Source organism: Pseudomonas sp. HP_08 (assembly GCF_055284095.1).
Map to the genome: position 1 here is coordinate 1 of NZ_JBTOQC010000013.1, position 26509 is coordinate 26509.

The 26509-nt window shown below is 62.7% G+C and carries 21 protein-coding genes; 17 read left to right on the top strand and 4 right to left on the bottom strand.

The window, feature by feature from the left end; genetic code table 11:
• Window positions 1-196 precede the first annotated feature (196 nt).
• Window positions 197-1438, bottom strand: a complete 1242-nt coding sequence (locus ACYAS9_RS14155) for a dihydrolipoamide acetyltransferase family protein (RefSeq protein WP_463568936.1) — start codon at window positions 1436-1438, stop codon at window positions 197-199.
• 1 nt (window position 1439) lies between these two features.
• Window positions 1440-3527, bottom strand: a complete 2088-nt coding sequence (locus ACYAS9_RS14160; RefSeq protein WP_463568937.1) for an alpha-ketoacid dehydrogenase subunit alpha/beta — start codon at window positions 3525-3527, stop codon at window positions 1440-1442.
• Between the two features lie 147 nt (window positions 3528-3674).
• Between ACYAS9_RS14160 and ACYAS9_RS14165 the strand changes: the two genes are divergently transcribed.
• Window positions 3675-4163, top strand: a complete 489-nt coding sequence (locus tag ACYAS9_RS14165) for an Lrp/AsnC family transcriptional regulator (protein WP_463568938.1) — start codon at window positions 3675-3677, stop codon at window positions 4161-4163.
• A gap of 78 nt (window positions 4164-4241) precedes the next feature.
• A complete protein-coding gene (locus ACYAS9_RS14170; RefSeq protein ID WP_463568939.1) occupies window positions 4242-4580 on the top strand; it encodes an FKBP-type peptidyl-prolyl cis-trans isomerase in 339 nt (112 codons plus the stop codon).
• 11 nt (window positions 4581-4591) lie between these two features.
• Here ACYAS9_RS14170 and ACYAS9_RS14175 read toward each other — a convergent pair whose 3' ends face one another.
• Complete coding sequence (locus ACYAS9_RS14175) at window positions 4592-5077, bottom strand: DUF3237 domain-containing protein (protein WP_463568940.1); 486 nt, start codon at window positions 5075-5077, stop codon at window positions 4592-4594.
• A 123-nt stretch (window positions 5078-5200) separates the two neighbouring features.
• Here ACYAS9_RS14175 and ACYAS9_RS14180 point away from each other — a divergent pair, with 123 nt between their 5' ends.
• The 14 genes from ACYAS9_RS14180 (at window position 5201) to ACYAS9_RS14245 (ending at window position 23924) form a co-directional block, all read left to right on the top strand.
• The gene (locus tag ACYAS9_RS14180) at window positions 5201-6844 is read left to right on the top strand and encodes a tannase/feruloyl esterase family alpha/beta hydrolase (RefSeq protein ID WP_463568941.1); all 1644 of its coding nucleotides are present in this window, start codon (window positions 5201-5203) and stop codon (window positions 6842-6844) included.
• Window positions 6845-6885: 41 nt separating this feature from the next.
• Window positions 6886-7443 carry a nucleotidyltransferase family protein gene (locus ACYAS9_RS14185; protein WP_463568942.1) on the top strand — a complete coding sequence of 186 codons (558 nt, stop codon included), beginning with the start codon at window positions 6886-6888 and terminating at the stop codon, window positions 7441-7443.
• Window positions 7444-7656: 213 nt separating this feature from the next.
• Window positions 7657-8655 carry an ABC transporter substrate-binding protein gene (locus tag ACYAS9_RS14190; RefSeq protein WP_463568943.1) on the top strand — a complete coding sequence of 333 codons (999 nt, stop codon included), beginning with the start codon at window positions 7657-7659 and terminating at the stop codon, window positions 8653-8655.
• Window positions 8652-9722 (top strand): alkene reductase, encoded by a 1071-nt coding sequence (locus ACYAS9_RS14195; protein WP_463568944.1) that lies wholly within the window; start codon window positions 8652-8654, stop codon window positions 9720-9722. Before ACYAS9_RS14190 ends, ACYAS9_RS14195 begins: the two co-directional genes overlap by 4 nt.
• A 41-nt stretch (window positions 9723-9763) precedes the next feature.
• Window positions 9764-12316 carry a TonB-dependent receptor plug domain-containing protein gene (locus ACYAS9_RS14200; protein ID WP_463568945.1) on the top strand — a complete coding sequence of 851 codons (2553 nt, stop codon included), beginning with the start codon at window positions 9764-9766 and terminating at the stop codon, window positions 12314-12316.
• A 174-nt stretch (window positions 12317-12490) separates the two neighbouring features.
• Window positions 12491-13378, top strand: a complete 888-nt coding sequence (locus tag ACYAS9_RS14205; protein ID WP_463568946.1) for a TauD/TfdA dioxygenase family protein — start codon at window positions 12491-12493, stop codon at window positions 13376-13378.
• The gene (locus ACYAS9_RS14210) at window positions 13375-14715 is read left to right on the top strand and encodes an LLM class flavin-dependent oxidoreductase (RefSeq protein WP_463568947.1); all 1341 of its coding nucleotides are present in this window, start codon (window positions 13375-13377) and stop codon (window positions 14713-14715) included. The genes ACYAS9_RS14205 and ACYAS9_RS14210 overlap by 4 nt, the downstream gene beginning before the upstream one ends.
• A gap of 168 nt (window positions 14716-14883) precedes the next feature.
• Window positions 14884-15987: an LLM class flavin-dependent oxidoreductase gene (locus tag ACYAS9_RS14215; RefSeq protein ID WP_463568948.1), complete on the top strand. Its 1104-nt coding sequence runs from the start codon at window positions 14884-14886 to the stop codon at window positions 15985-15987.
• Between the two features lie 141 nt (window positions 15988-16128).
• Window positions 16129-17487 carry an LLM class flavin-dependent oxidoreductase gene (locus ACYAS9_RS14220; protein ID WP_463568949.1) on the top strand — a complete coding sequence of 453 codons (1359 nt, stop codon included), beginning with the start codon at window positions 16129-16131 and terminating at the stop codon, window positions 17485-17487.
• A gap of 213 nt (window positions 17488-17700) precedes the next feature.
• Entirely contained in the window at window positions 17701-20109 is a 2409-nt protein-coding gene (locus tag ACYAS9_RS14225) for a TonB-dependent receptor plug domain-containing protein (RefSeq protein ID WP_463568950.1), read from the top strand.
• A 20-nt stretch (window positions 20110-20129) separates the two neighbouring features.
• Window positions 20130-21470, top strand: coding sequence for an LLM class flavin-dependent oxidoreductase (locus tag ACYAS9_RS14230; RefSeq protein ID WP_463568951.1), 1341 nt, complete (start codon window positions 20130-20132; stop codon window positions 21468-21470).
• A gap of 11 nt (window positions 21471-21481) precedes the next feature.
• On the top strand, window positions 21482-22426 hold the full coding sequence (locus ACYAS9_RS14235) for an ABC transporter substrate-binding protein (protein ID WP_463568952.1): 945 nt from the start codon (window positions 21482-21484) through the stop codon (window positions 22424-22426).
• Between the two features lie 131 nt (window positions 22427-22557).
• The gene (locus tag ACYAS9_RS14240) at window positions 22558-23385 is read left to right on the top strand and encodes an NADPH-dependent oxidoreductase (protein ID WP_463568953.1); all 828 of its coding nucleotides are present in this window, start codon (window positions 22558-22560) and stop codon (window positions 23383-23385) included.
• A gap of 29 nt (window positions 23386-23414) precedes the next feature.
• Window positions 23415-23924: a flavin reductase family protein gene (locus ACYAS9_RS14245; RefSeq protein WP_463568954.1), complete on the top strand. Its 510-nt coding sequence runs from the start codon at window positions 23415-23417 to the stop codon at window positions 23922-23924.
• A gap of 163 nt (window positions 23925-24087) precedes the next feature.
• Here the strand turns inward: ACYAS9_RS14245 and ptrR are convergent, their stop codons facing one another.
• The gene (ptrR, locus tag ACYAS9_RS14250) at window positions 24088-24948 is read right to left on the bottom strand and encodes a putrescine utilization regulator PtrR (protein ID WP_459744680.1); all 861 of its coding nucleotides are present in this window, start codon (window positions 24946-24948) and stop codon (window positions 24088-24090) included.
• Window positions 24949-25056: 108 nt separating this feature from the next.
• Between ptrR and ACYAS9_RS14255 the strand changes: the two genes are divergently transcribed.
• Complete coding sequence (locus ACYAS9_RS14255; protein ID WP_463568955.1) at window positions 25057-26448, top strand: aldehyde dehydrogenase family protein; 1392 nt, start codon at window positions 25057-25059, stop codon at window positions 26446-26448.
• The last annotated feature ends 61 nt before the right edge of the window (window positions 26449-26509 follow it).

Genomic DNA, 26509 nt, shown 5'->3' on the forward strand with positions numbered 1-26509 from the left:
GCCATCGATGTAGTCCTTGACCGCTGTGATTTTGAACTGCGTAGAGTACTTGCCCATGAAAAAACACCCCAAGAAGTCAGATGGGTGTCCAACTTTTGGGGTGCAGATCAACCTGTAGGAGCGCGCTTGCCCGCGATTGAGTGCGTTAGCGCTCACAAAAATGGATGAAACGCTGAAACTTCACGACTGGACAGCGTCAGTCACTCCACCCTTCCAGCACCTCCACAAACCGGCGCAGCCAGGCATTGGTCTGGCTGCCATCCAGCACGCGGTGGTCGATGGTCAGCGACACATAGGCCATGGTCCGGGCCTGAAAGCTGTCCACGCCATCGACCTCCTTGACGACCACGCGCTTTTGCAACGCGCCGACGCCCAGAATCGCCGACTGCGGCTGGTTGATGATCACCGGCGTGGCCAGCAATGTCCCCGAGACGCCGTGGTTGGAGATCGTGAATGTGCCGCCGTGTACGTCCGCCGGTTTCAGCCGTGAGGTACGGGCCTGTTCGGTCAGCGTTTGCAGACGGCTGGCAATGCCCGACAGCGACAGTTCCTGCGCACGGTGAATGACCGGCACGATCAGGCCCTGATCGCCCAAGGCCGCACCGACACCGATGTTCACATCGCTGAACACCTCAAGAAAATCTTCATGCCAGCGGCTGTTAACCGTTGGCGCAGCCTGCATCGCTTGCACGGCAGCGGCGACGAAATACGCGGTGAAGCTCAGGTTCACGCCCTGCTCGGCAAAGCGTGCCTTGTGCCGGTTACGGTGATGGATGATCGCGGTGCAGTCGGCCTCGAACACTGCCGTGACATGCGGGGCGACGCTGACCGAATGCTGCATGTGCTCGGCAATCTTGCGGCGCATGCCCGAATGCTTGATGCGCTCGGCCACCCGAGGTCCGCTCGAGGCTGGCGCGGGTTCGCTGACGGGTTGCTCTTTGACAGGGTGCTCTTTGTGTTGCAGCACAACCTTGACCACATCTTCACGGGTCAGGCGCCCGCCGCGGCCGGTGCCGCAGCCCTTGAGTTCAGCCAGGTCCAGATCATGCTCGGCCACCAGACGGCGCACGGCCGGCGACAGCCTGGATTCGATTTCTGCGGATTCGGTCTCGGCAGGCTCAGGCTCTGCGGGTTCAGTGCCTGGCAACGTAACGGCCACGGGCGCAGGCCGTGTCGCCACCACGCGCCCCAGCAGCGCGCCTGGCGCAGCGTCCTGGCCTTCTTCAAGGACAATCTCCAGCACGCCATCGCACGGCGCACAGACTTCCACCACGACCTTGTCGGTTTCCAGTTCGACCACTGGCTCGTCGTAGCGTACCGCCGCGCCCGCCGCCTTGAGCCAGGTGCGCAACACGGCCTTGGTGCCTTCCTGCTGCAACGGCGCGGCTATGTTTTGTGCGGCGTTCTGTACAGCGCTATCAAGGGTCATGTCATTCATCTCAAAACCCCATCATTTCATCAATTTTGGCGCGGATTTTTTCCACCGACGGCAAGGCATGTTCCATCAGCAGCGGGTGGTGAGGACTGGGAATGTCCGGCATGGTCAGGCGCGCCACCGGCGCATCCAGTTCCATGAATGCCTGCTCTGCGACCACCGCAAGAATCTCGGCGCCAAAGCCTGCCGTGCCGAGGTCTTCGTGCACCACCAGGCAGCGATGGGTGCGCGACACCGAGGCCAGCACCGCTTCACGGTCCCAAGGCATCAGGGTGCGCAGGTCGATCACCTCGACCGAGCGGCCTTCAGCAGCCTGTTCGCAACGCTCGACCATCGCGCCCCAGGTCACCACCGTCAGGTCATTGCCGCGCGTGACCAGCCGCGCCTTGCCGAACGGCAGCACATAGTCGTCACCGGGGTAACTGCGCCGCGCGCTGGCGGCGTCGAGCATCGCGCGGTGCTCGAAGAAGATCACCGGGTCGTTACCGCGCAAGGCCGAGCGCAACAGGCCCACCGCGTCTTCGGCATTCGACGGCACGGCGACTTTCCAGCCTGGCGAATGGACGAACTGCACCTCGTTGGTCTGACTGTGCCAGGGATCGCCGCACTTGAAGAAACCACCCGGAATGCGCACCACCATCGGCGCGGCAAAGCGGTTATTGGTGCGCCAGCGCATGGTGCCGCAGTCGTTGATCTGCTCCATGGCCGGGTCCGCGTATTTACGAAACTGAATCTCCGGCACCGGCATCAGCCCGCCCAGTGCCATGCCCACCGCGCGGCCGATAATCCCCTCTTCCGACAGGCTGGTGTCGAACACCCGATCACTGCCGTACTTGTCTTGCAGGCCCAGCGTCACCGCATGCACGCCGCCCTTGGGGCCGACGTCTTCACCGAACACCACCACACGCGGATTGATGGCCAGCTCATGGTCGAGGGTGCGCCGGATCGCCGCGACCATGTTCAGGCGCGGGCCTTGCGGCTTGGGCTCAAGGTGTTGCGCAGGCGCCTGATAACCATCGGTCCATTGCCCGCCACGCTGCTGCAACTCACCCTCGAAAAACACGTTATCGGTCACCCGTTGCGGATCACTGACCGGACGCGCTTCGGCTTGCTCGCAAGCCTGTTGCACCACCTGCGTGGCATCATCCTGCAGTTGCTGCCACTGCGCCTCGCTGAGCCGTGCAGGCACCAGAAATTCATGCAGTTTTGGCAGCGGATCGCGGGCCCATTCGGCATCGACCAGTTCTGCGGATTTGTACGCCTGAGTGTCCTGAAAACTGTGACCTTGCAGGCGCGGCACGGTCAGGCGCAGCAGGCACGGCCCTTGGCGCTCGCGCACATGGTTCACGGCACGGGCGATCAAGGCGGCGCTGTGTTCAGGGTCGCAGCCATCACCGGAAATCACCTCCAGGCCCTGAAAGCTGGCGAGGTTTTTGGCGATGTCGGCGCCTGGGGTTTGCAGGGTCGAGGGCACGGAAATGCCGAAGCCGTTGTCTTCGATGTAGAACAGCATGGGCAGTTTTTGCGTGGTGGCGATGGTCAGCGCCGACCAGAAACCATTGGTGGCCACCGAGCCGTCGCCGCCCAGTACCACGCTGATCGCCCGCGAGCATTCGGCCTGGTCCATCACCCTGGCGCGATACTCCAGCGCCTGCGCCCAGCCGGCGGTCGGCGTGTACTGCGCGCCGACGCCACCGCACATCGGCAGCGCGGCGACACCGCCCGGATTGGGATAATTGAACACCACGCCGATGTCGCGGCCGTCCGAATAACCACCGGCCCGCGCCATCGACGAACCCAGCGCATCGGCCAGATCGACGCCCAGCGCCAGCAACAGCGGACGCGAGCGGTAATAGCCGCAGGCGGCGTCATGCGGGTCGTTCAGGTGCAAACCCAGAAGAATCTGCGCCATGTCATGACCACGTGCGGAAAACTGATACAGCACCTTTTTCTGCGGCACCAGCGTGCCCTCTTCCAGCGCGTCTAGCTGGCGCGAGACCATCATCAGAAAAGCTGCCCGGCGCCAGTCGACAGGCGCGTCATGCGGGCTGGCCGGCGTTGTGCGGGCAGGTGTGCGTTGGATCACCGTCATTTTATTGTTGTCCTTGCGGTTGAGCGGTACGTCGCCGAACGGCGCGTTTGCCTTACCCAAATCCTATGGACGGCGGCGGAGAATGTGCTTCCTATTTTTTCGACCTTTGGCGAGAATCGAGAACGCTCATTCTCCGAATAAAAACAAATGAAGAAAGATCGCCTCGATACCTACAGCATCCGCATTCTTGATGCGCTGCAAGCCGACGCCCGCCTGTCGGTGCAAGACTTGTCCGAGCGCATCGGCCTGTCGTCGACGCCCACCTGGAAGCGCCTGAAAAGCCTGGAACAGGACGGCTATATCAAACGCTACACCGCCATCGTCGACCGCCAGCAGGTCGGCCTGGGCAACTGTGTACTGGCCGAGGTCAACCTGTCCAAACATGTCGAAAACGTGGTTGAAGCGTTCGAAGAGGCGGTGCGCAATTGCCCGGCAATCATCGAATGCAACAGCACCACCGGGCAGGCCGACTACATCATGAAAGTGCTGACCACCGACATCGCCCACTACGACGAGTTTTTGCACAAGGTGATCTTCAAGTTGCCCGGCGTCAGCGAGATTCGCTCGGCGGTGGTGATTCGCGAGGTCAAGGCCAATACGCCGGTGCCTTTGGGGCACCTGCAGGGCGGCAGTTGACGTAGCGACAGACAGACTTGCATCCACAACGATTTCCTGCGAAAAAGCCCGCCCTTCATTCCCCACACGAGCACGCCCATGACCGATACCCTGCACATTACCGACCTGCACGAAGGCGACGGCAAGGCCGTGGTCAAGGGCGCGTTGATCACCACCCATTACACCGGCTGGCTGGACGATGGCAGTGTGTTCGACTCTTCGGCCGGGCGCGGCAAGCCATTCCAGTGTGTGATCGGCACCGGTCGTGTGATCAAGGGTTGGGACCAGGGCCTGATGGGCATGCGCGTCGGCGGCAAGCGCAAACTGCAGGTGCCGGCGGCGCTGGGTTATGGCGAGCGTCAGGTCGGCAGCATTCCACCACATTCGGACCTGACGTTCGAGATCGAGCTGCTGGAAGTGCTGACCCGCGACGACTGATTCGCGGTCTGTCAGTACACCCGCCAGGCTTTAATCGACACGGCATTGCGTTCAGGTTTCAGGCTGGTCAGCGTGCCGATGAACAACGACTGATTGAGCCATTCGTAACGCCCTTGCGGCGCATCGATGGTGATCTGCGAGAAGGCGTAGCGATTGGCGCCTTCACCGCGTACCAGCACCTGGTTGCGTACACTGAGAATCACGCCGTCGTCGGTCTGCATCTCGTACACCGCATCGAGCTGGCGCACGCCGTCGCTGCGGATCAGTTGCCGGTCGGCGCCGCCGGCCAGTACCTTGCCCGATAGCCCGGCACCGTGAAATTCGCCGCCGGTGATCGGCACCATGCGCCGCTCGCCCAATGGCCCCTGGCCGAGGCTGACCGAGGGCGCGATATCGACAATCGCTTCATAGACCAGTTCGGTACGCGGCGGCGGACTCTCGGCCGCTTGCGCGTGGGCAGCCAGCAAGGCGAGCGACAAGGCGATGGCGTGACGCATGGGTAAGACTCCTTCTTGTTGTAGTGACGTTGCGATGAAAAAACTTGACCGGACATTTAGTTAACACTATTAACTTTATAGCTCGATTTCCCCACCCATCACAACAAGCAAAGGGAATGCTGAATGACATTGGTTACCCGTCTTATCTTCTCAAGCCTGCCCCTTCTTGGCCTGGCCACGGGCGCACAGGCCGGCGCGGATGCCTGCACCGGCTTGCAAAGCCTTGATCCTCAAGTACGCCTGCTCAAGACCACTTCCATACCGGCCGGCGAGATCCCCCAGGCCAACCCCGGTCGCGCCGCCCTGACAGGGCAAGCCTTGTCCAAGGCTGCAATGCCCGCGCACTGTCTGGTCGAAGGACAGATCAACCCGCGCAAAGGCGCCGATGGCCAGGACTACGCCATCGGCTTCGAGCTGCGCATGCCGCAAGACTGGAACGGCCATTTTCTGTTCCAGGGCGGCGGCGGCATGGACGGCGTGGTCAATCAGGCGCTGGGGGCGATTCCGTTTCGCGGCGCCACGGCCCTGCCCGCCCTCAACCGTGGTTACGCGGTGGTCGCCACTGATTCGGGACATGCCGGCAAGGACAGCAGCGATGCCAGCTTTGATCTCGATCAACAGGCCCGGCTGGACTATGCCTACGCCGCGATTGGCCAGGTGACGCGCCAGGCCAAGCAATTGATCAACGCGCATTACGGCCGCGGTCCGCAGCACAGCGTGTTCATGGGCTGCTCCAACGGCGGACGTGCGGCACTGATGGCCGCCCAGCGTTTCCCGACCGAATTCGACGGCATCATCGCCGGCAACCCCGGCCTGCGCTTGTCGCGTGCGGCCGTGGCGCAGGCCTGGGACACTCGGGCGCTGGAGGCCGCCGCACCGCGCACGGCCAACGGTGAGCCGATTCTGGCCCAGGCCCTGACGCCCGACGAACAAGCCCTGGTTGCACGCAAAGTGCTCGATCGCTGCGACGCCCTCGATGGCGCCAAGGACGGCAGCATCGACGCCATGAGCCAGTGCCGCTTCGACCCCAGCGAACTGCAATGCCCGGCCGGCAGCCAGGGCGAATGCCTGTCCAGCATCAAGGTTCAGGCGTTGCGCCGGGTGTTCGAAGGCGCGCATGACAGCCAGGGTCGCAGCCTGTACAGCGACTGGCCGTGGGATGCCGGGATTGCCAGCGATGGCTGGCGCGCCTGGAAACTGGGCAACTCGCAAACCGGCCAGGCCAATGCACGCAATGCGACGCTGACGCCCAAATCGCTGGGGTATTACTTCATGACCCCGCCCAACCCTACGCTGACCCTGGCCGATGTCGACTTCGACCAGGCCGCAGATGCGGTGGCCGAAACCGGCGCAATCAACGATCCGACGGGCACCCAGTTGTCGAGCTTCATCGCCAACGGCGGCAAGCTGATCGTGGTACAGGGCAACAGCGACCCGGTGTTCTCGGCCAACGATTTGCGCCGTTACTGGGACCGCCTGAGCCACGACAACGGCGGCACGCAGCAACTGGGCGAATGGGCGCGCCTGTTTATCGTGCCGGGCATGACCCACTGCGGCGACGGTCCTGCGCTGGATAACTTCGACCCGCTGCAAGCCCTGCAAGACTGGCAAGACCGGCAGCAGGCACCGCAACAGTTGATCGCCACCGGCAGCGCGTTTCCCGAGCGCAGTCGTCCGTTATGTCCCTATCCGCAAGAAGCCCGCTATCGCGGTACAGGTGATCTGAACAGCAGCGATTCGTTTGTGTGTGAGTTGCCGCCGCGCTGAATCCGGTTCAAGGTGGCGTTTTTTTCCATATGGACATGGCCATGGCCTTGAACCCGCAACAACTGCTCGACATCGCCCGCGCCGATCCGATCAATGCCGCACTCATCCAGCGCTTGCCCGCGCTGGGGCTGAGCCAGTGCGCACTGGTCGCGGGCTGTCTGTTTCAGGCGGTCTGGAACCAGCAGGCGCAGCGGCCGCCGGGCTGGGGCATCAAGGATTACGATGTGTTTTATTTCGACCCCGACCTGTCGTGGGAAGCCGAAGATGCCGTTATCCAGCACGCCAAAAGCCTGTTCAAGGACCTGAACGCCGAGATCGAAATCCGCAATCAGGCGCGCGTCCACCTCTGGTACGGCGAGCACTTCGGCCGGCCTTATCCCCAGCTTCAATCGACCCGCGACGGCATCGACCGTTATCTGATCGCCGGCACCTGTATCGGGCTGGAGCTTGAGACCGGTGAGGTCTATGCCACTTATGGCCTGAGCGATGTCGAGCAAGGCATTTTGCGTATCAACCCGCTGAACCCCGAACGAGAGTTGTTCGAGCATAAAGCCCGAAGCTATCAGGCGCGCTGGCCGTGGTTGACGATCGAGGCCTGAGCAATAGCTTTTCGCCACGCCCTTTAAATACAAGCAATTAATGTTTACCAAACCTATAAATAACAATTTTTCATAATTAGCTTAGAGCTAAAAAGACTTTCACAGCCATTTCTTATAGAGATAAGGTCTGTTTCAGACCCGACCCCTTTCCTGGTGGAGGCCGTTTTCCACGACCCGTCCAGGCCGTCAAGGCCAGACCCAGGAGAGTCCCGCATGCTGCTACGTTCCCTGCTAGCCACCCTGATTGCCGGTACGCTGGCCTTTGGCGCCAGCGTTCAGGCCGCCGAACTTGCGCCACTGAAAGTCGCCAACCAGAAGTCTTCCTACAAGCTGCTGCTCGAAGCGGCCGGCGAATTGGAAGATGTTCCCTACAAAATCGAGTTTTCCGAATTCGCCGCCGCCGCGCCCCTGGGCGAAGCCCTGAATGCCGGGGCCGTGGATGTCGGCGGGCTCGGGGATGCGCCTTATGTGTTTGCCCTGGGCGCCGGTGCGCCGCTGAAAGTGGTCAGCATCACCCACGCCGACGGGCGTTTCTCGACCTCGATTCTGGTGCCCAAGGACTCGCCGCTGAAAACCGTGACCGACCTGAAGGGCAAGCGCATCGTCACCAACCGGGGCTCGATCGGCCACTATCTGGTGATCAAGGCGCTGCGTGATGTCGGCCTGAAAAGCAGCGACGTGACCTTCGTCAACCTGCTGCCCACCGATGCGCGCAGTGCGCTGGAAAGCGGCAACGCCGATGCCTGGTCGACCTGGGACCCGTACACCACCATCGCCATCACCCAGAACGGCGCTCGCATTTTGCGCAAGGGCGATGACCTGCTGACCAACCACCTGTACACCGCCGCGACCAGCAAGGCGATCACCGAAAAACGGGTGCAGCTCGATGATTTCGTGCAGCGCCTGGACCGCGCCTGGGCGTGGGTCAACACGCACCCCAAAGAATATGCGCAGGCACAGGCGAAGGTCACCGGCCTGCCGCTCGAGGTGCACCTGGCCAGCGCCGAGGCGACTGATTTCCAGAAAGTGGCGATCACCGACGCGGTCATCGCCAACCTGCAAGTGACCGCCGACATCTACCGCGAGGAAGGCATTCTCAGCCGCCCGGTGGATGTCTCCAAAGGCTTCGATCCAACGTTCAACAGCGTTCGCGGTTTGTCGACGCAAGTCGCGGCCGCCGCGCAAACAGCCCACGCGGAGCACAAGCAATGAGCCTTTTTCAACCCGGCCGCCTGGGCACGCTTGAACTGGCCAACCGCCTGGTCATGGCACCGTTGGGGCGCGCCCGCTCGGACGTCGACACCCGCCAGCCGCTGCCGCGCACCGTCACCTATTACCGCCAGCGCGCCAGTGCCGGCCTGATTGTTTCCGAAGCCACTCACGTCTCGGCAGAAAGCGTCAGCCGTCCCGGCGGTTCGGCGATTCATGACGACGCTCAGGTGCAGGCCTGGCAGCCGGTCACCGAGGCGGTGCATGCCGCGGGCGGGCGGATCTTCCAGCAGCTGTTTCACCTGGGCCGCAAGGCGCATCAGTCGCGCCTGCCCAACAACGAATTGCCCATCGCGCCGTCGGCGATTGCCGCGCGTGGCGAGGTGCCGACGCCTGAAGGCCCGCAGCCGTTCCCGGTGCCACGCGCCCTGCTACGTGAAGAAATCGCCCAGCGCGTCGAAGATTTTCGCCGCGCCGCCGGTAACGCTGGCCGCGCCGGTTTTGACGGCGTCGAGATTCATGCCGCCAACGGTTACCTGATCGACCAGTTCCTGCGCAATGCCAGCAACCAGCGCGAAGACGATTACGGCGGCAGCGTGGAAAACCGCGCGCGGTTTCTGCTGCAGATTGTCGATGCCGCCATCGAAGAACTCGGCGCCGAGCGCGTGGGCGTGCGGGTGTCGCCGCACTTTACTGTCGACGGCAGCGGCGACAGCGACCCTGCGGCGCTGTACGCCTATGTCACCGATCAACTGCAGGCACGCGGCATTGCCTATCTGCACCTGATCGAGCCGGACAGCACACCGGCCGGGCAGCGCCTGGCGCCGGATTTGCGCCAGCGTTTCAAGGGCGCCTTGATCCTGGCCGCCGAGTTCGACCGCGACAGCGCCTTGCGCGCCATCGAACAAGGGCGCGCCGACTTCATCGCCTTTGGCCGCTTGTTTATCGCCAACCCCGACCTGGTCGAGCGCCTGCAACAACAGGCCGCGCTGAATGCGCCGGATGAAGCGAGTTTTTATGTGGGTGGGGATGCGGGGTACATCGATTACCCGTTCTTGAACGCATCGTAAACAACGTCGCACACACGTCCCGTCCCATAAGGAAATGATCCATGAATGCATTGATTGGCATGCAGTCAGGCCCACGCTCGCCCGCGGTTTGCGGCCTGCTCCTGTGCGGCCTGGCCAGCGCGGTGCACGCCGCACAATCGGACACCGTGCTGGACACCGTGTCGGTGATCTCCACCGGCACCCGTGGCAATACCCTGACCGTGGCCGAAAGCCCCTCGCCCATCGACATCATCAGCGGCGATCAGATTCGCAAGACCGGCAAGGCCAGCCTGCGTGAAGCACTGGGCAGCATCGTGCCGTCGTTCAGCGCCCCGGCGCAGGCCGGTGGCGGTACTTCGTCATCGGTGCGGCCGGTGTCGATTCGCGGCCTGTCCGGCGATCACCTGCTGGTGCTGGTCAACGGCAAGCGCCGGCACAACACCGCCGTCTATAACAACTTTGCACGCATCGCCAGCGGCAGCGTGCCGGTGGACCTGGACCTGATTCCGACCTCGGCCATCGAGCGCATCGAACTGCTGCGCGACGGCGCCTCGGCGCAATACGGCTCCGACGCCATCGCCGGCGTTTTGAACATCATCCTCAAGCGCCAGGACAGCGGCGGCAGCGCCAGCGTCACCACCGGCCAGCAGGAAGACAAGCCCGGCGACCTCAACCAGACCACCCTCAACGGCGGCTTTGCCCTGGGTGAAAACGGCGGCTTCTTCAACACCTCGCTGGACATTCGCCTGCAAGGCCCGTCGTACACCGCAGGCGATGCGCAAGGTCCGTGGTATTACCCGGTGGTCAACGGCCAGTCCGTGCCATTCGGCACCGCTGGTGCGCAACCGGACCCACGCGAAGGTTCGGTTGATCGCCTGCTGGAAAAAGGCTACGGGCGCTCCAACCGCGACGAGGCCTACAACTTCTCGTACAACGCCGAACTGCCGATTCACGACAACCTGACGCTTTACTCGTTTTCGACCTACAGCGATCGCAACATCGTCGACACCCGTGGCAGCTATCGCGCCACCAGCGTGTCGTCGATTCCGCAAATCTACCCCGATGGCTTTCACGCGCAGCGGCTGATCGACGAGCAGGACTTTCAGGTGGCCTTCGGCGGCAAGGGCGACGTCGCCGGCTGGGACGCCGACCTGAGCACCACCTACGGCAAGGACGATGTACGCCTGGGCGCGCAGAACACGCTCAACTCCTCGATCGGCCCGACCAGCAAGACCTCGTTCTACCTGGGCGCGCTGGAGTTCGAGCAATGGACCACCAACCTCGATTTCACCCGCGCCTTCGATGTCGGCCTGGCCAAGCCGTTGCAGTTCTCGACCGGCATCGAACACCGTTGGGAAAAGTACGTGCAGACCGCCGGCGAGCCGGACTCCTATCGTGACGGCGGCTATGTCTACCCCGCCGGCCACCCGCGTGCCGGGCAGCGGCCGACCGCAGGCTTGCAGTCGTTCACCGGCACCTCGGTGGCCGATGCCGGGGCACTGGATCGCGACAGTTATGCGTTCTATTTCGATGCCGGCACCAACCTGACCGAGCGCCTGTACACCAGCGCGGCGTTTCGCTTCGAGCACTACGACGACAGCTCGGGCAACACCGCCAGCGGCAAGCTCTCGACCCGTTATGAGCTGGCGCCGGGGCTGGCCTTGCGCGGCACATTCAACACCGGTTTCCGCGCGCCGTCGCTGGCCCAGCAGACCTTTTCGGTGACCCAGAACACGGCCGTGCGCCTGGCCGACGGCAGCACCGAATCCTTGCTGGCGCGCTATCTGCCGCCTAGCAGCACCGCCGCCCAGGCGTTGGGTGCGCAGGATCTGGAGCCGGAGAAATCCACCAACTTCAGCGTCGGCCTGTCATGGGAGCCAACCCGGGATGCGCGCATCACCCTGGATGCCTACCGCATCAAGATCAAGGACCGCATCGTCAAGAGCGAGATCATCCGCGACACCGGCACCTCGACGCGGGTGCGCGACACCCTGGCTTCGCTGGGTATCAACGATTTGTACTCGGCGCAGTACAACATGAACGGCGTCGACACCCGCACCGACGGCATCGACCTGGTCAGTGAACTGAACAAGGATTACGGCCGCTTCGGCCAGGTGCGCTGGTCGGCGCTGTACAGCTACAACCGCACCACGATCCAGGACATCCAGCGCAACGGCACGGTCAACAGCCTGCTGGGCAGCGACTATGTGATTTTCGGCCATCAGGCACAGACCGACCTGACCAAGGGCACGCCGCGCGACAAGCTGGTGCTGGGCGGCAACTGGCGGCTGGGCGACTTCATCACCGACCTGCGCGCCACCCGCTATGGCAAGTACACCGAGGCCGGCACCACGGCAGCGGCCGACCAGCAGTTCGGCGCCAAATGGATCACCGACCTGGACGTGACCTACCTGCTGACCGACAACCTGTCGCTGTCGGTGGGTTCCAACAACCTGTTCGGCATCCGCCCCGACAAACAGAACCCGACCCCATCGCTGACCGGGCTGGGCAGCGCCAACCCCAGCGAAATCAACAACCCCGACGCCTACGGCAACTTCAGCCCGTACGGTTTGAACGGCGCGTTCTATTACGCCCGGGTTTCGTATGACTGGTGACAGCAGGCTGACACCCTGTAGGAGCGCGCTTGTCCCGCGACCGGCTGCGTTAGCAGTCGTAAATTTTCAGCGTTTCCGAGATTTTGCGAGCGCTACGCACTCGGTCGCGGGACAAGCGCGCTCCTACAGGGGTGTGTCGGCCATAACAGGTAATAACAACAGGAGAACCACACCATGCCCGCAGAAAACGTTGTCTCGATCACCCAGACCCTCAGCGTCAAGGCGCTGGAACCCACTGTTGGTGCAGAAATCAGCGGCGTCGACCTGAGCCGTCCGTTGAGCACCCAGCAGCGCGATGAAATTCATGCGCTGATTCTCAAGCATAAGGTGGTGTTCTTCCGCGACCAGCACATCACCAGCGAACAGCAGATCGCCTTCGCCGCGCAGTTCGGTGAGCTGTACGAGCACCCGACCACGCAAAAGCAGGACAGCAACAAACCGCAGGCGCACCTGATTCTGGCCAAAGAAGCCCGCGAAGCTTACGGCAATGCGCCCAAGGGCCGTTGGCACACCGACACCAGCTGGCTGCTGAAACCGACCTGGGGCGCGGTGCTGCGCGCCATCTCGTTGCCGGAGCTGGGCGGCGACACGGTGTGGGCCGACAGCGGTCTGGTCTATCGCGGCCTGTCCGACGAGCTCAAGGCGCGCATCGATAACCTGTTCGTCACCCACAACTTCAAGTCGTCGCTGGACAAGGTCGGCTACCACTACCCGATCCTCGCCCACCCGCTGGTGCGCACCCATCCCGAAACCGGCGAAGACGCGCTGTTCATCAACTTCTCGATGTCGCCGCAGTTCATCGGCTGGTCGGTCGAAGACAGCCGCGCACTGGTCGCCGAATTGCTCAAGGAATTCAGCAACCCCGAGTACCACGTGCGCTTCAAGTGGACGCCGGGCACCGTGGCGTTCTGGGACAACCGCGCGTTGCTGCACTACCCGGTCTACAACTACGGCGATTTCGAGCGCGCCATGGAACGGGTGCTGATCGCCGACGACGACATTCCGCACCGCGTGCGCAAGCCCGTTGCCCCAGCACAGCTTGCAGAAGGCACGGGCGAATGAGCCGTCAGCTCAAACTGGCATTGTTCGTCAGCCACGCAGGTTCACACCTCGCAGGCTGGCGTTTGCCACAGGCGCAGACGGTCAACCCGCTGGACATTCGCGGCTATCAGAAGCTCGCGCAAAAGGCCGAGGCGGCCAGGCTCGACATGCTGTTTGTCGCCGACAAACTGGCGCTGGACGACATTCACGGCGGCTCGTTCGACGCTGCCGTGACCTGGCGGCCCAATGGCTCACCGGAACCGTTGGCATTGCTCTCGGCGCTCAGCGTGCTGACCACCCACATCGGCCTCGGCGCGACCATCTCGACCAGCTATCACCAGCCGTACCACGTGGCTCGCCAGTTCGCGACCATCGACCACTTCAGCGGCGGGCGCACGGCGTGGAACGCGGTGACCTCGGTCAACGACGGCGAAGCGCGCAACTTTGGCCTCGACCAGCACCTGGGGCATGCCGAGCGCTATGCCCGCGCCGCCGAGTTTCTCGATGTGGTGCGCGGCCTGTGGGACAGCTGGGAAGATGACGCCATCGTCGCCGACAAGGCCAGCGGACGCTACACCGATGCCAGCAAGCTGCACTATCTGAACCACCACGGCGAAGCCTTCAAGGTGCGCGGCCCGCTGAACCTGCCGCGCCCGCCGCAGGGCCATCCGGTGCTGATCCAGGCCGGTGTCTCGCCGGCCTTCCAGTCGCTGGCGGCGCAAAATGCCGAGGTGATCTTTCCGGTGCAGTCGACCCTGGAAAAAGGCCAGGCCTTCTGCCGCACCTTCAAGCAGCAGGTGGTAGATGCCGGCCGCAGCCCCGACGACGTCAAGGTGCTGCCGGGCCTGTACCCGATCGTGGCCGACACCGACGAAGAAGCGCAGGCGCTGGCGGCACAACTGGACGAGCTGATTTTGCCCCTCACCGGCCTGGCGTTCATGTCGGCGAGCATGAACTACGACCTGTCGCAGCACGACCCCAAAGCCGCGGTGCCGGACATCCGCGAGCACATTCGCGGCAGCAAGGGCCGTTTCGATGTGGTCATCGGCAACGCCATCGAAGCCGGCTGGAGCCTGGAGCAACTGGGCCGCTGGTACGCCTCAAGCCTGGCCTTCGCGAAAATGATCGGTTCGCCCAAAACCATCGCCGACCAGATGCAAGCCTGGCTGGAACAGGGCGCCGCCGACGGCTTCGTGGTCATGGCGCCGTACATGCCGGGCGGCGCGGAGCGTTTCCTCGACCAGGTAGTGCCCGAGCTGCAACGCCGCGGGCTGTTTCGCACCGAGTACGAAGGCACCACGCTGCGCGAGCACCTGGGCCTGCGCAAGCCAGTGCCACGCGGGTTTGCCGGGCACTGATTGCGAACCTCACTTAATATAAAAATAGAAACCGATATAACCATATCTTTATACGTTCTTTGCATACAACAACCGACCCTCCTAGTATCGATCCATGCTTTGCCGTGCGCTCTGACGCCGCCCCCATGAGGATGGCGCCCCAACGAATCAACAGGAGTTTCCCTCGTAATGAGTCTCGAATTCATCGGCCTGATCGGCCCTCAGGAAGGCAGCGAATCACAGGCACCTCGTGGCCCGGTGGTCGACGTGGCGTTCGTCAAGGCACTCGCGCAAGCCCAGGAATATGGCGGTTTCGACAAGGCCCTGCTGGCGGTCAGCACCAGCTCCGCCGACTCGATGATCCTGGCCAGCTATGCGGCCGCCTTCACCGAAAAACTCGGCCTGCTGGTCGCACACCGTCCGGGCTTTCAGGCGCCGACCTTTGCCGCACGGCAGTTTGCGACCCTGGATCACCTGAGCAATGGCCGCGCCTCGATCAACGTGATCACCGGTGGTGACAGCGGCGACCTGCAACGCGATGGCGACTTCATCGACAAGGACGCCCGCTACGCGCGCACCGACGAGTACCTGGATATTTTCCGCAAGACCTGGACCAGCACCGAGCCGTTCAATCACCACGGCGAGCATTACCGCGTCGAGGACAATTTGACTCTGGTCAAGCCGGTACAGAAGCCGCACGTGCCGATCTATTTCTCCGGCGCCTCGGACGCCGCTGTCGAAGTCGCGGCCAGACACGCCGATGTCTACATGATGTGGGGCGAGCCGCTGGAGCAGGTGCGCGAGCGCATCGCCAAGGTGCGCAAGGCGGCGGCTAACTATGGTCGCGAAAAGCACATTCGTTTCAGCCTGTCGCTGCGCCCGATTCTGGGTGGCACCGAGGCCGAAGCCTGGGCGCGCGCCGAGCGCATTCTTGAAGACGCCCGCCACCTGATCGGCCTGCGTCAGGGCAAGCGCCGCGACAAGGTCGGCATCAACAACATTGGCTCCGCACGCCTGGTAGAACTGGCCAGCCAGCGCAAGGTGCACGACAAGCGCCTGTGGACCGAAATCGCCGCGCTGACCGGGGCGGCCGGGAACTCGACCTCGCTGGTGGGCACCGCCGACCAGGTCGCCGAGTCCGCGCTGGATTACTACAACGCAGGCGTCAGCACCTTCCTGTTCCGCGGCTTCGAGCAACTGCGCGACGCCACCGAATATGGCCAGGACCTGCTGCCACGTATTCGTGCGCTGGTCGCGCAACAGGAATCGGCGCGTACCGTGAAGGTCGGCTAACACGACTTCAAGCCTGACACAGACCTCGTAGGACCGGCTTTAGCCGGGAACGCATACACCGCAATTTCGGGGGTGGTGCCATTCGCGGCTAAAGCTGCTCCTACGGGTACAGCACACCCAGCCATCAAAGGATTGCCCCTCATGACTCAACGAAAACTGCACCTCGGCGCCATTCTCACCGGTGTCGGCACCAGCCAGCATGAATGGCTGAACCCTGAAATCCCCGGTGACGCCAGCATCGATATCGACTGGTACAAGCAGCAGGCCCGTGCGGCGGAAGCGGCGAAATTCGACTTTGTATTCATCGTCGACAGCCCGTACATCACACCCGATTCGGCACCGCACTTTCTCAACCGTCTTGAGCCGTTGACCTTGCTTTCGGCGCTGGCCGGGGCCACCGACAGGATCGGTCTGGTCGCCACCCTGACCACCTCGTACACCGAACCCTTCAACGTGGCCCGCCAGTTCGGCTCGCTGGACCAGATCAGCCGTGGTCGTGCCGGCTGGAACGTCGTCACCACCGGCCTTGAAGGCGCTGCCGGCAACTTCGGCCTCGAACAGCATATCGATCACGGCGAGCGCTACCGCCGCGCGCATGAGCACGTCGCAGTGGTGCAAGGGCTGTGGGATTCCTATGAAGACGACGCCTTCCCGCGTGACCGCGCCAACAAGCGCTTTCTCGACACCAGCAAGCAACACCGCCTCGATCACCAAGGCGAATTCTTCTCGGTCACCGGCCCGCTGAACATCTCGCGCTCGCCACAAGGCCAGCCGGTGATCTTCCAGGCCGGCGTCTCGGAATCCGGTCGCGGCCTGGCCGCCTCGATTGCCGAGGGCATCTTTGCCGGCGTCGACAACTTCGACGATGCCCGCGAGTACTACGCCGACATCAAGCGCCGCGCCGCCGAGGCCGGGCGTAATCCTGAGCAGGTGAAGCTGTTCCCGGGCATCGACCCGATCATTGCCGACACCGATGAACAGGCCCAGGCCATTCAGTTGCAACGCAAGGGCACGCTGGACTTGAACAAGGCGCTGGTGCAGCTGGGCCGGCCGTTCAACTACCACGATTTCAGCCAGTACGACCTGGACGCGCCGTTCCCGGAGCTGGGCGATCTGGGCAGCAACGGTTATCGCGGCCACGCCGAACGCATCAAGAAAGTCGCCCGCGAACAGCAACTGAGCGTGCGCCAGGCCGCATTGCGCTTTGGTCAGCCGTACTCGAGCTTTGTCGGCTCGCCGCTGACCGTGGCCAATGAAATCGAGCGCTGGTTCAACGAAGGCGCGGTGGACGGTTTCAATATCCATGTCGGCACGCCCACCGACTTTGCCCGTTTCACCGATGAAGTATTGCCGATCCTGCGCGAGCGCGGCCTGTTCCGTGAGGAGTACGAGCACACGACGTTGCGTGGGCACCTGGGGCTGGATGTGCCGGTGAATCGGCATACGCGCGCAACCGCTGAAGCAACCCAGGCGCCACGCGAAGAGGCTGTCGCCAGCTAAACCCCGACATTCTACAACTCTGCTCCGACCCCTTACCGGTGGAGGTTATCCCTTCGTACGCTACGCCTAACTGCACTCTGGCCGCACGTCCTTCATTCAACGCCGGCCAGTAGATCCAAACGAGAATGAGCGCACATGCAACGCTTTGCCTGCCCTGCCCCTCCCGATGTCCAGCCCTGCCCAAAGAAGAACAGATCGCGATTGTCAGTCGCGGTGTCCTGCGCCGTTTTTTCCGTTGCCGCCCTTGATGTCCGGGCCCAGGAAGCCGAGAGCCTGGACACCGTCGTGGTGGTCGGTAACCGCACCAATGTCGAACGCACCGCACTGAAAAGCCCGGTGCCCATCGATGTGATCAGCACCGAACAACTGAAACTGACCGGCGAGGCGACCTTGAGCGATGCGCTCAAGAAGCTGATTCCGTCGTTCAACATTCCGGCCATCGTCAGCACCGGCATTCCACAAGCCAGCGTCAGGACCGGCGGGCTGCGCGGGCTCGGGCCTGAGCGCACGCTGATTCTGGTCAACGGTAAAAGACGCCACTCCTCTTCCCAGTTCATCTGGGCCGGGATCAACATGGGCAATCCGGTCGACCTGGACCGTATTCCCAGTGCCTCGGTGGAACGCATCGAGGTCATGCGCCAGGCGGCGTCGGCGCAATATGGTTCTGACGCGATTGCAGGCGTGATCAATATCATCCTCAAGGCCGACGACCACGGTTTCAAATCCAGCAGCCTGGTCGGCCAGAACTACGAGGGCGATGGCGAAAGCGTCCAGCAGGAACTCAGCGGCGGGCTGGCACTGGGCAGCGACGGCGGTGCCTTGAGCTTTGATTTGACCGCCAAGCGCAAGGACTGGGCCGATCGCTCCACACCCACGCGCGGCAGCCTGTATGGCGACCAACGCGACCTGACCGCCGACCGTAATCTGTATGAAGGCTACGGCTCGACGCGCAACGAAACCTACGACGCCTCGTACAACCTTGAATTGCCCGTCGGCGACGACACCCTGCTGTATTCGTTTTCGACCCTGGGTTATCGCGACGCGATTATTCCGTACACGCCTCGGGTCCCCAGTAACCGGCAAAGCATTCCCGAAGTCTATCCCGATGGTTTCACGCCCAAGGTCAAAGTCTACGAAGTGGACTATCAGTTCGTGGCCGGGGCCAAGGGTGATCTGCAGGCCGGCTGGAAGTGGGACCTGAGCACCAGTTATGGCGCCAGCGACAGCACCTACAACGCCTTTGAAACCCTCAACCCTTCGCTGGGCGCCGATACCCCGACCTCGTTCAGTGCCGGCAGCCAGAAGCGCACCGAATGGGTCAACAACCTCGATTTCAGCAATGCCTTCGACATCGGCCTGGCGCAACCGCTGCAGTTTGCGACCGGCCTGGACCTGCGCCACGAAAGCTATGAGCAGCGCGCGGGCGACCCGTTGGGTTGGGCGGCCGGTGATTACCGGGTCAGCAGCGGCCGCTATGCCGGCATGAGCGTTTCGCCGTATGCGCAGGGCGTGCAACTGGTCACCGATGACTATGCCGGCAGCAAGGGTCGCAACGTGTATGCGGTGTATTTCGATGTTGGCCTGAACCCGACCGAAAAGCTTTACCTGGGCTTTGCCGGCCGCCATGAGCGTTACACCGACTCGGCGGGCGACACGACCACCTGGAAAGCCTCCAGCCGTTACGAGATACGCCCTGAACTGGCGTTTCGCGCCTCGTTGGGCACCGGATTCAAGGCGCCTTCGCTGGCCGTGCAGACCTTCCAGCAAGTCAATGCGGCGGTGCGGATTCAGGACGGTGTCGAGCAGGATGTCACCGCCCTGATCCTCAGGCCCGACAATGCCGTCTCCAAAGCGCTGGGCGCCACGGAACTGAAACCGGAAAAGTCCAGGGACCTGAGCTTCGGCTTTACCTATGAGCCGGCGCGCAATCTCAATTTCACCGCCGATTACTACTACATCGAGCTGGCCGATCGCATCGTGTCGACCAGCCAGATCACCGGCGATGCCGTCAATCAGTTGCTCGGCCGTCCTGCCGGTTACAACGGCCCGGCCGACCTGGTCTCGTATTTCACCAACGGCATCGATACGCGCACCTACGGTTTCGACCTGACCGGTTCTTATCTGCAAACGCTGGAGCAATACGGCAGCCTGAAATGGAGCCTGGGCTTCAACTACAACAAGACCGAGATCACCGATATCAAGGACACACCCGAGGCCCTGCGTAATCTGGGCAGCAGTTACGTGTATTTCGGCCAACAGAACCAGGGGATTATCGAAGGCGCCACACCCCGGGACAAATTCACTCTGGGCCTGGACTGGAAACTCGATGCCTGGCAGCTCGGCGCGCGCCTGACACGCTATGGCAAATACACCGAGCACGGGACCATCAGCAGCCAGGACTACGACTATGGCGCCCGCTGGATCACCGACCTGGATATCCAGCGACGCCTGTCGAAAAACGTCAAGGTCGCCGTCGGCAGCAACAACCTCTTCGACGTTTACCCGCGCAAGAAAAGCGCACAGGACAACCCCAACACCACAGGTCAAGGCGCCTACGGCATGTATTCGCCCTTCGGCCTGACCGGGGGTTATTACTACGCGCGCCTGGATATCCAGTTTTAAGCTCATCAGGAACGATGATCATGACCACCTCTACCCGCCAGATTCACCTGGCAACCTTTTTGTTCACCGGCGCCCTGGCCTCGTCCTGGCGCCACCCTGCGGTGCAAGCCGATAACGCGCTGGACCTTGAGTACTACAAGAAAGTCCTGGCGGTGTCGGAACAGGCAAAATTCGATGCGGTGTTCATGGCCGACTCCAATGGCGGGTTTGCTGCCGACAAGGCGGTCACCCAGCGCTTGCCGGGGGTAAGCGTGTTCGACCCGCTGACCTTGATGTCGGTGCTGTCGGCGTTCTCCAGCAAGATCGGCCTGATTTATACCGCCGATACCAGCTACACCGAACCGTACATCGTCGCCCGGCAACTGGCCTCGCTGGACCATCTGAGCGGTGGCCGGGCCGGCTGGAATCTGGTGACCACCAAGAACCCTGAAGTGGCGTTCAATTTCAGCCGCGACGCCCACTTGCCGCACGCAAAACGCTATGAGCGCGCCAGCGAGTTCATCGATGTGGTCAAGGGGCTCTGGGACAGCTTCGAAGACGACGCCTTCGTCCATGACAAACAGCACGCGCAGTATTACGACCCCACAAGGCTGCACACCCTCAACCATCAGGGTGAGCATTTTTCCGTGCGTGGCCCGCTGAACATCGCCCGCCCGGTGCAGGGACATCCGGTGATTTCCCAGGCCGGCGCCTCGGAACCGGGCAAGCTGCTGGGCGCACGCACCGCCGACATCATCTTCACCGCCAGCCAGACGCTGGCCGAGGCGCAAGCCTTCTACCGCGACATCAAGACCAGGGCCGAAGGCTTTGGCCGCGACCCCGAGGCGGTCAAGGTGCTGCCGGGCGCCTCGGTGATCTGGGGCGCCAGCGCTCAGGAAGCCGAAGACAAATACCAGCAGATCCAGGCGCTGGTACACCCGGAGGTGGGGCTCAACACCCTGGAAAGCATCTGCGGCGTCGACCTGTCGAAGTACCCGCTGGACGGCCCGTTTCCCGAGCTTCCCGAGACCAATCAATCCAAGAGCCAGCAAAAGATTGCCATTGATATTGCACGCCGCGAGAACCTCAGCATTCGCCAGCTGTACCTCAAAGTCGCCAACTCCTACCGCCATCACACCGTGATCGGTGACACCCGCACGATTGCCGATGACCTGGAGCAATGGTTCGTCGAACGCGGGGCCGATGGGTTCGTGCTGTTCTCGCCGCTGCTGCTGCAAGGCTTCGAAGAGTTTGCCACCCACGTGGTGCCTGAACTGCAAAGGCGTGGCTTGTTCCGCAAGCAATACAGCGGTAACACGCTGCGCGAGCACCTGGGCCTCGACAGGCCGCACAATCATTTTTCCACCGCCCGCCAGGCATAAGGATTCTCACTATGTTGCGTGTTTTGCTATGCATGCTTGCAGGGCTGTTTCTGGCCGCCTGCAGCCAACCCGAAGAGGTCGTGCTGCGGGTCGGCATCCCCAACAAACTTGGTGACCGCGCGCTGTTGCAGGCGGCGGGCCTGGACAAGGACTTGCCGTACCGTCTCGAGTGGTCGGAGTTTTCGGCAACGCCTGCGCTGATGGAGGCCTTGCGCGGTGAAAGTATCGATATCGGTGCGGGCGGCACCACAGGGGTCATTTTCGAGGCCGCCAACGCCGGCACGCGCAACTTCAGCGTGGTCGCGGTCACCCGCAGCAGCGCCAAAGGCTCGCAAGCGATCCTCACCGGCAGCGGTTCGACAATCAAAACCGTCGAAGACCTCAAGGGTAAACGTGTGGCCTTGCTGCGCGGCTCGTTGCAGCAATATCAACTGGCGCTGGTGCTGGAAAAACACGGCATGAGCTTCAAGGATATCGAGCTGTCGTTCGTGCCCAACGATGTAGCGCTGGCCGCATTGATCAACGGTACGGTCGACGCCTGGCTGACCTGGGACCCGCAACGGGCCATGGCCCAGCGCCAACACGATGCGCAACTGCTGGCCTGGCTGGGCGATTATTACGTCAGCGATTACCTGCACCTGGTCAGCAATAAATCCCTGCATGACAGCGCCAAAGCCAAGGCTGTAGAGGACTACTTCGCCCGGCTCAAGCAAGCCCGCGCCTATGCCAACGAACACCCGCAACAACTGGCTGAAGCCAGCGCCAGACTGGCCAAAATCCCTGTGGACATCGCCCTGGAACTGACCACCCGCAACACCGGCACGGTCATCACTCCCGACCAGAAAGCCCGCGATGGGCTGCAACAGGAGGTCGGTTTCTGGCTGGGGCAGCAGGAAATAGCCAAGGCACTGGATGTTTCCATTCTGTTTGGCGAGTCACTCAAGGCCCGGCTGTGATTCGGGCCGCGACAAAATCAGAAAAACGCATAAAAAATAAATAGCATTATTAACATATCGCAACTGGTTATTTCACAAGCATGGGCCAGGCCACTAAGGTGAGCGACTAACGCCGAACCTTAGTGAGCCTCATGCCCGACACCTCTTTGCACACCCTCTGGCAACAACGCTATCGCGACCCGATTGCCGCCGCCCCGGCAGTCGACAATCCGGTCATCGATCACCTGCTGGCCCACCGCAGCGTGCGCCAGTACCTGAACACGCCACTGCCCGCCGGCACGCTGGAGACTTTGCTGGCTGCTGCGCAATCGGCGTCCACCTCGTCCAACCTGCAAGCCTGGAGCCTGCTGGCCATCGAGGACCCGGCGCACAAGGCGCGCCTGGCGACGCTGTCCAATGACCAGGAACATATTCGCCAGGCGCCGCTGTTTCTGGTCTGGCTGGCAGACTTCTCGCGCGCCCAGCGCATTGCCGACCAACAGGGCATCGAACTGGAAGTACCAGCCCTGCTCGACAGCTTGCTGGTCAGCAGTCTCGATGCCGCGCTGGCCGCGCAGAATGCGGTAGTCGCCGCCGAAGCGCTGGGCCTGGGCACGGTGTACATCGGCGCGCTGCGCAATAACCTGCAAGCAGTGATCGATGTGCTGCAACTGCCGCCGCTGGTGTTTCCGGTGTTTGGCCTGTGCGTGGGCTACGCCGACCCCGAGCGCCCGGCGGCGATCAAGCCGCGCCTGCCGCAAAGCGTGGTGCTGCACCGCGAGCATTATCAGGTGGCCGCCGAGGAGCCGGCACGGATTGCCGCTTATGAAGCGGTGGCCGGCGCCTTCAGCCGCGAGCAGGGGCAGAACACGCCGCCGTGGAGCGAGCAGGTGCTCAATCGTCTGAAAAGTATCGATGCATTGCACGGTCGCGAGCGTATCGCCGATACGCTGCGCGCCCAGCGCCTGGCCCTTCGTTAGGCCCCCTTATAACTCTGCGTGAGTCTTTCATGACTGTTCTTGTTGTCGAACAACCCCTGGCCCCGGCCTTCGACGCGGCGGCTTTCAAGCTGGCCATGCGCAATACCGCTGCCTCGGTGAATATCATTACCTGTGGCGGGCCCGAGGGTGACTTCGGGCTGACCGCCACCGCGTTCAGCTCGGTGACGGCCGACCCGCCCACCGTGCTGATCGCGGTGAACAGCGGCGCAAGCATTTATCGGCATCTGCTTGAGCACAGGCGCTTTTGCGTCAATGTGCTGCAAGCCGATGCCGTGCAATTGTCCAGCGATTTTGCCGGCGGCCTGCCGCCCGAGGAGCGTTTTGCCAGGCATCCCTGGCAACGTCTGCCCAGCGGCAACCCGGCCCTGGACGCCAGCAGCGCCGGGTTCGACTGCACGGTGACCGAGCTGTCGCACGTGGGCTCGCACCTGGTGGTGATCGGCCGTGTCGAGCATTGCTGGTACTCGGACCGCGAACCATTGCTGTACTCAAACGGCCGCTATGGGCGCTTTGTCTGAACGATACTGTGGCTTGCCGTCAGCCTTCGCCGGAGTGCCGCCCACAGCAGAGCTGCCTCCCACAGGCTTGGTGTTAACCACCCATTCGGCGGCAGGCACATGACCTGTGGGAGGGAGCTCTGCTCGCGAAGAGGCCGGCATGGGCAAAGACAATTGCTGCCTCCTATACGCGCTGTTCCAGCCTCTCGATAAAGCTGGCCAGGCTGCGTGACACCGTGCCCTTGCGCCATACCAGCCAGGTCTGCAAATAACGAAACTGCTCGGACAGCGGCCAGACGCTGACGGTGCTGCAGCCGGGCATGCTTTCGAGCATGCTGCGCGGCATCAGGGCCAGGCCCGCACCGGCGCTGACGCAGGCGAGCATGCCGTGGTAGGACTCCATTTCGGAGATCTTGCCCGGCACGGCGGCGTTGTGGCTGAACCAGCTTTCAAAATGGTGGCGATACGAGCAATTGGCGCGAAAGGCGTAGATGTGTTCGCCGTTGACGTCGCTGCCGGTGTCGATCGGGGCGTGGTTGAGCGGCGCGATCACGACCATTTCTTCCTCGAACACCGCCACCCCTTCCAGCGCCGGATGCAGCACCGGACCATCGACGAATGCCGCCGCCAGGTGCCCGGCCAGTACGCCGTCGATCATGGTCCCCGACGAGCCGGTCGACAGCGCCAGTTCGACCTTGGGATAGGCCTGGTTATAGCCGGCCAGCAAGGCTGGAATACGCACCGCTGCGGTACTTTCCAGCGAACCGAGCGCCAGCGGGCCACGCGGTTCATCGCCCGCCACGGCCATGCGCGCCTCGTCGACCAGATCGAGAATGCGCCGGGTGTAATCGAGAAAATTCCAGCCCGCCGGTGACAGGCGCAGCCGGTGTTTTTCGCGAATGAACAGCTCGACGCCCAGATCCTCTTCAAGCTGCTTGATGCGCGTGGTGAGGTTCGAGGGCACCCGATGAATGTGCTGGGCGGCGGCGCTGATGCTGCCGTGTTCGGCAACAGCCTTGAAGATTTCCAGTTGGACCAGATCCACATCATTCTCCAAACGTGAACGAGTTGCTCAGTATTATTCAGTTTTCAAGACTCTAGCATGGCCCTAATCTGATCGCACTTTCACTTGTGACACGATGATGAGGCGGCCATGACCAGCGTTTCCAGCCAGACCCACGCGATTTCGATCAACCCCGCCAACGGCGAGCAGATCGGTGCCTATCCCTATGAAACCGACGCAGCACTGGACGCTGCGCTGTCGCGGGCAGCGGCAGGTTTTGGCGTATGGAAACGCAAACCCCTGGCGCAACGAGTCGAACTGATCCAGGCGCTGGCAAAAGTGCTGCGCAGCAAGGCCGATGAGATGGCACGCATGGCCACTCTGGAAATGGGCAAGCCGGCCACCCAGGCGCGTGGCGAGATCGAGAAGTGCGCGCAGTTGTGCGAGTGGTACGCCGAATTCGGCCCGGCCATGCTGGCCCCGGAACCGACTCAAGTGCCCGGCGGCAAGGCGCGGATCGAATACCGGCCACTGGGCCCGGTGCTGGCGGTGATGCCGTGGAACTTCCCGTTCTGGCAGGTGCTGCGCGGCGCGGTGCCGACCTTGCTGGCCGGCAATACCTATGTGCTCAAGCATGCGCCGAACATCATGGGCTGCGCCTACCTGCTGCGTGATGCCTTGCAGGAAGCCGGCTTTGCCGACGGCGTGTTCGAGGTGATCAACGTCACGCCGGACGGCGTATCCAGCGCCATTGCCGACCCGCGCATCGCCGCCGTGACCCTGACCGGCAGCGTGCGCGCCGGCATCGCCATCGGCTCGCAGGCCGGTGCCGCACTGAAGAAATGTGTGCTGGAACTGGGCGGCTCCGACCCGTTCATCGTGCTCAACGATGCCGACCTGGACGCAGCCGTGAAGGCAGCCGTCATCGGCCGCTACCAGAACACCGGCCAGGTCTGCGCGGCGGCCAAGCGCTTGATCATCGAACAAGGCGTGGTCGAGGAATTTACCCGGCGCTTTGTCGAAGCGACGCAGCAACTGGTGGTCGGGGATCCATTGAGCGACGCGACCTATATCGGCCCGATGGCGCGTTTCGACCTGCGTGACGAACTGGACCAACAAGTGCAGGCCACCTTGAGCGAAGGCGCGACCCTGCTGCTGGGCGGCAGCAAGGCTGACGGGAGCGGCAACTTCTACTCCCCGACCGTGCTGGGCGATGTGACCGACACGATGACCTCGTTCCGCCAGGAACTGTTCGGGCCGGTGGCGTCGATCATCACCGCCCGCGACGCCCAGCATGCACTGGAGCTGGCCAACGACAGCGAGTTCGGTTTGACCGCGACGATCTACACCGCTGATGTAGCACGTGCCGAGCAACTGACCGAGCAACTGGAAACCGGTGGTGTGTTTATCAACGGCTACAGCGCTTCCGACCCACGGGTAACCTTTGGCGGGGTGAAGAAGAGCGGTTTCGGCCGCGAGCTGTCGCACTTTGGCGTGCGCGAGTTCTGCAACGCCCAGACCGTATGGCTGGACCGCAACTGACAAGCAACCCGGGTTGCCGCTTCGCAGGACCGTAGGACCGACTTTAGTCGGGAAGCAGGCG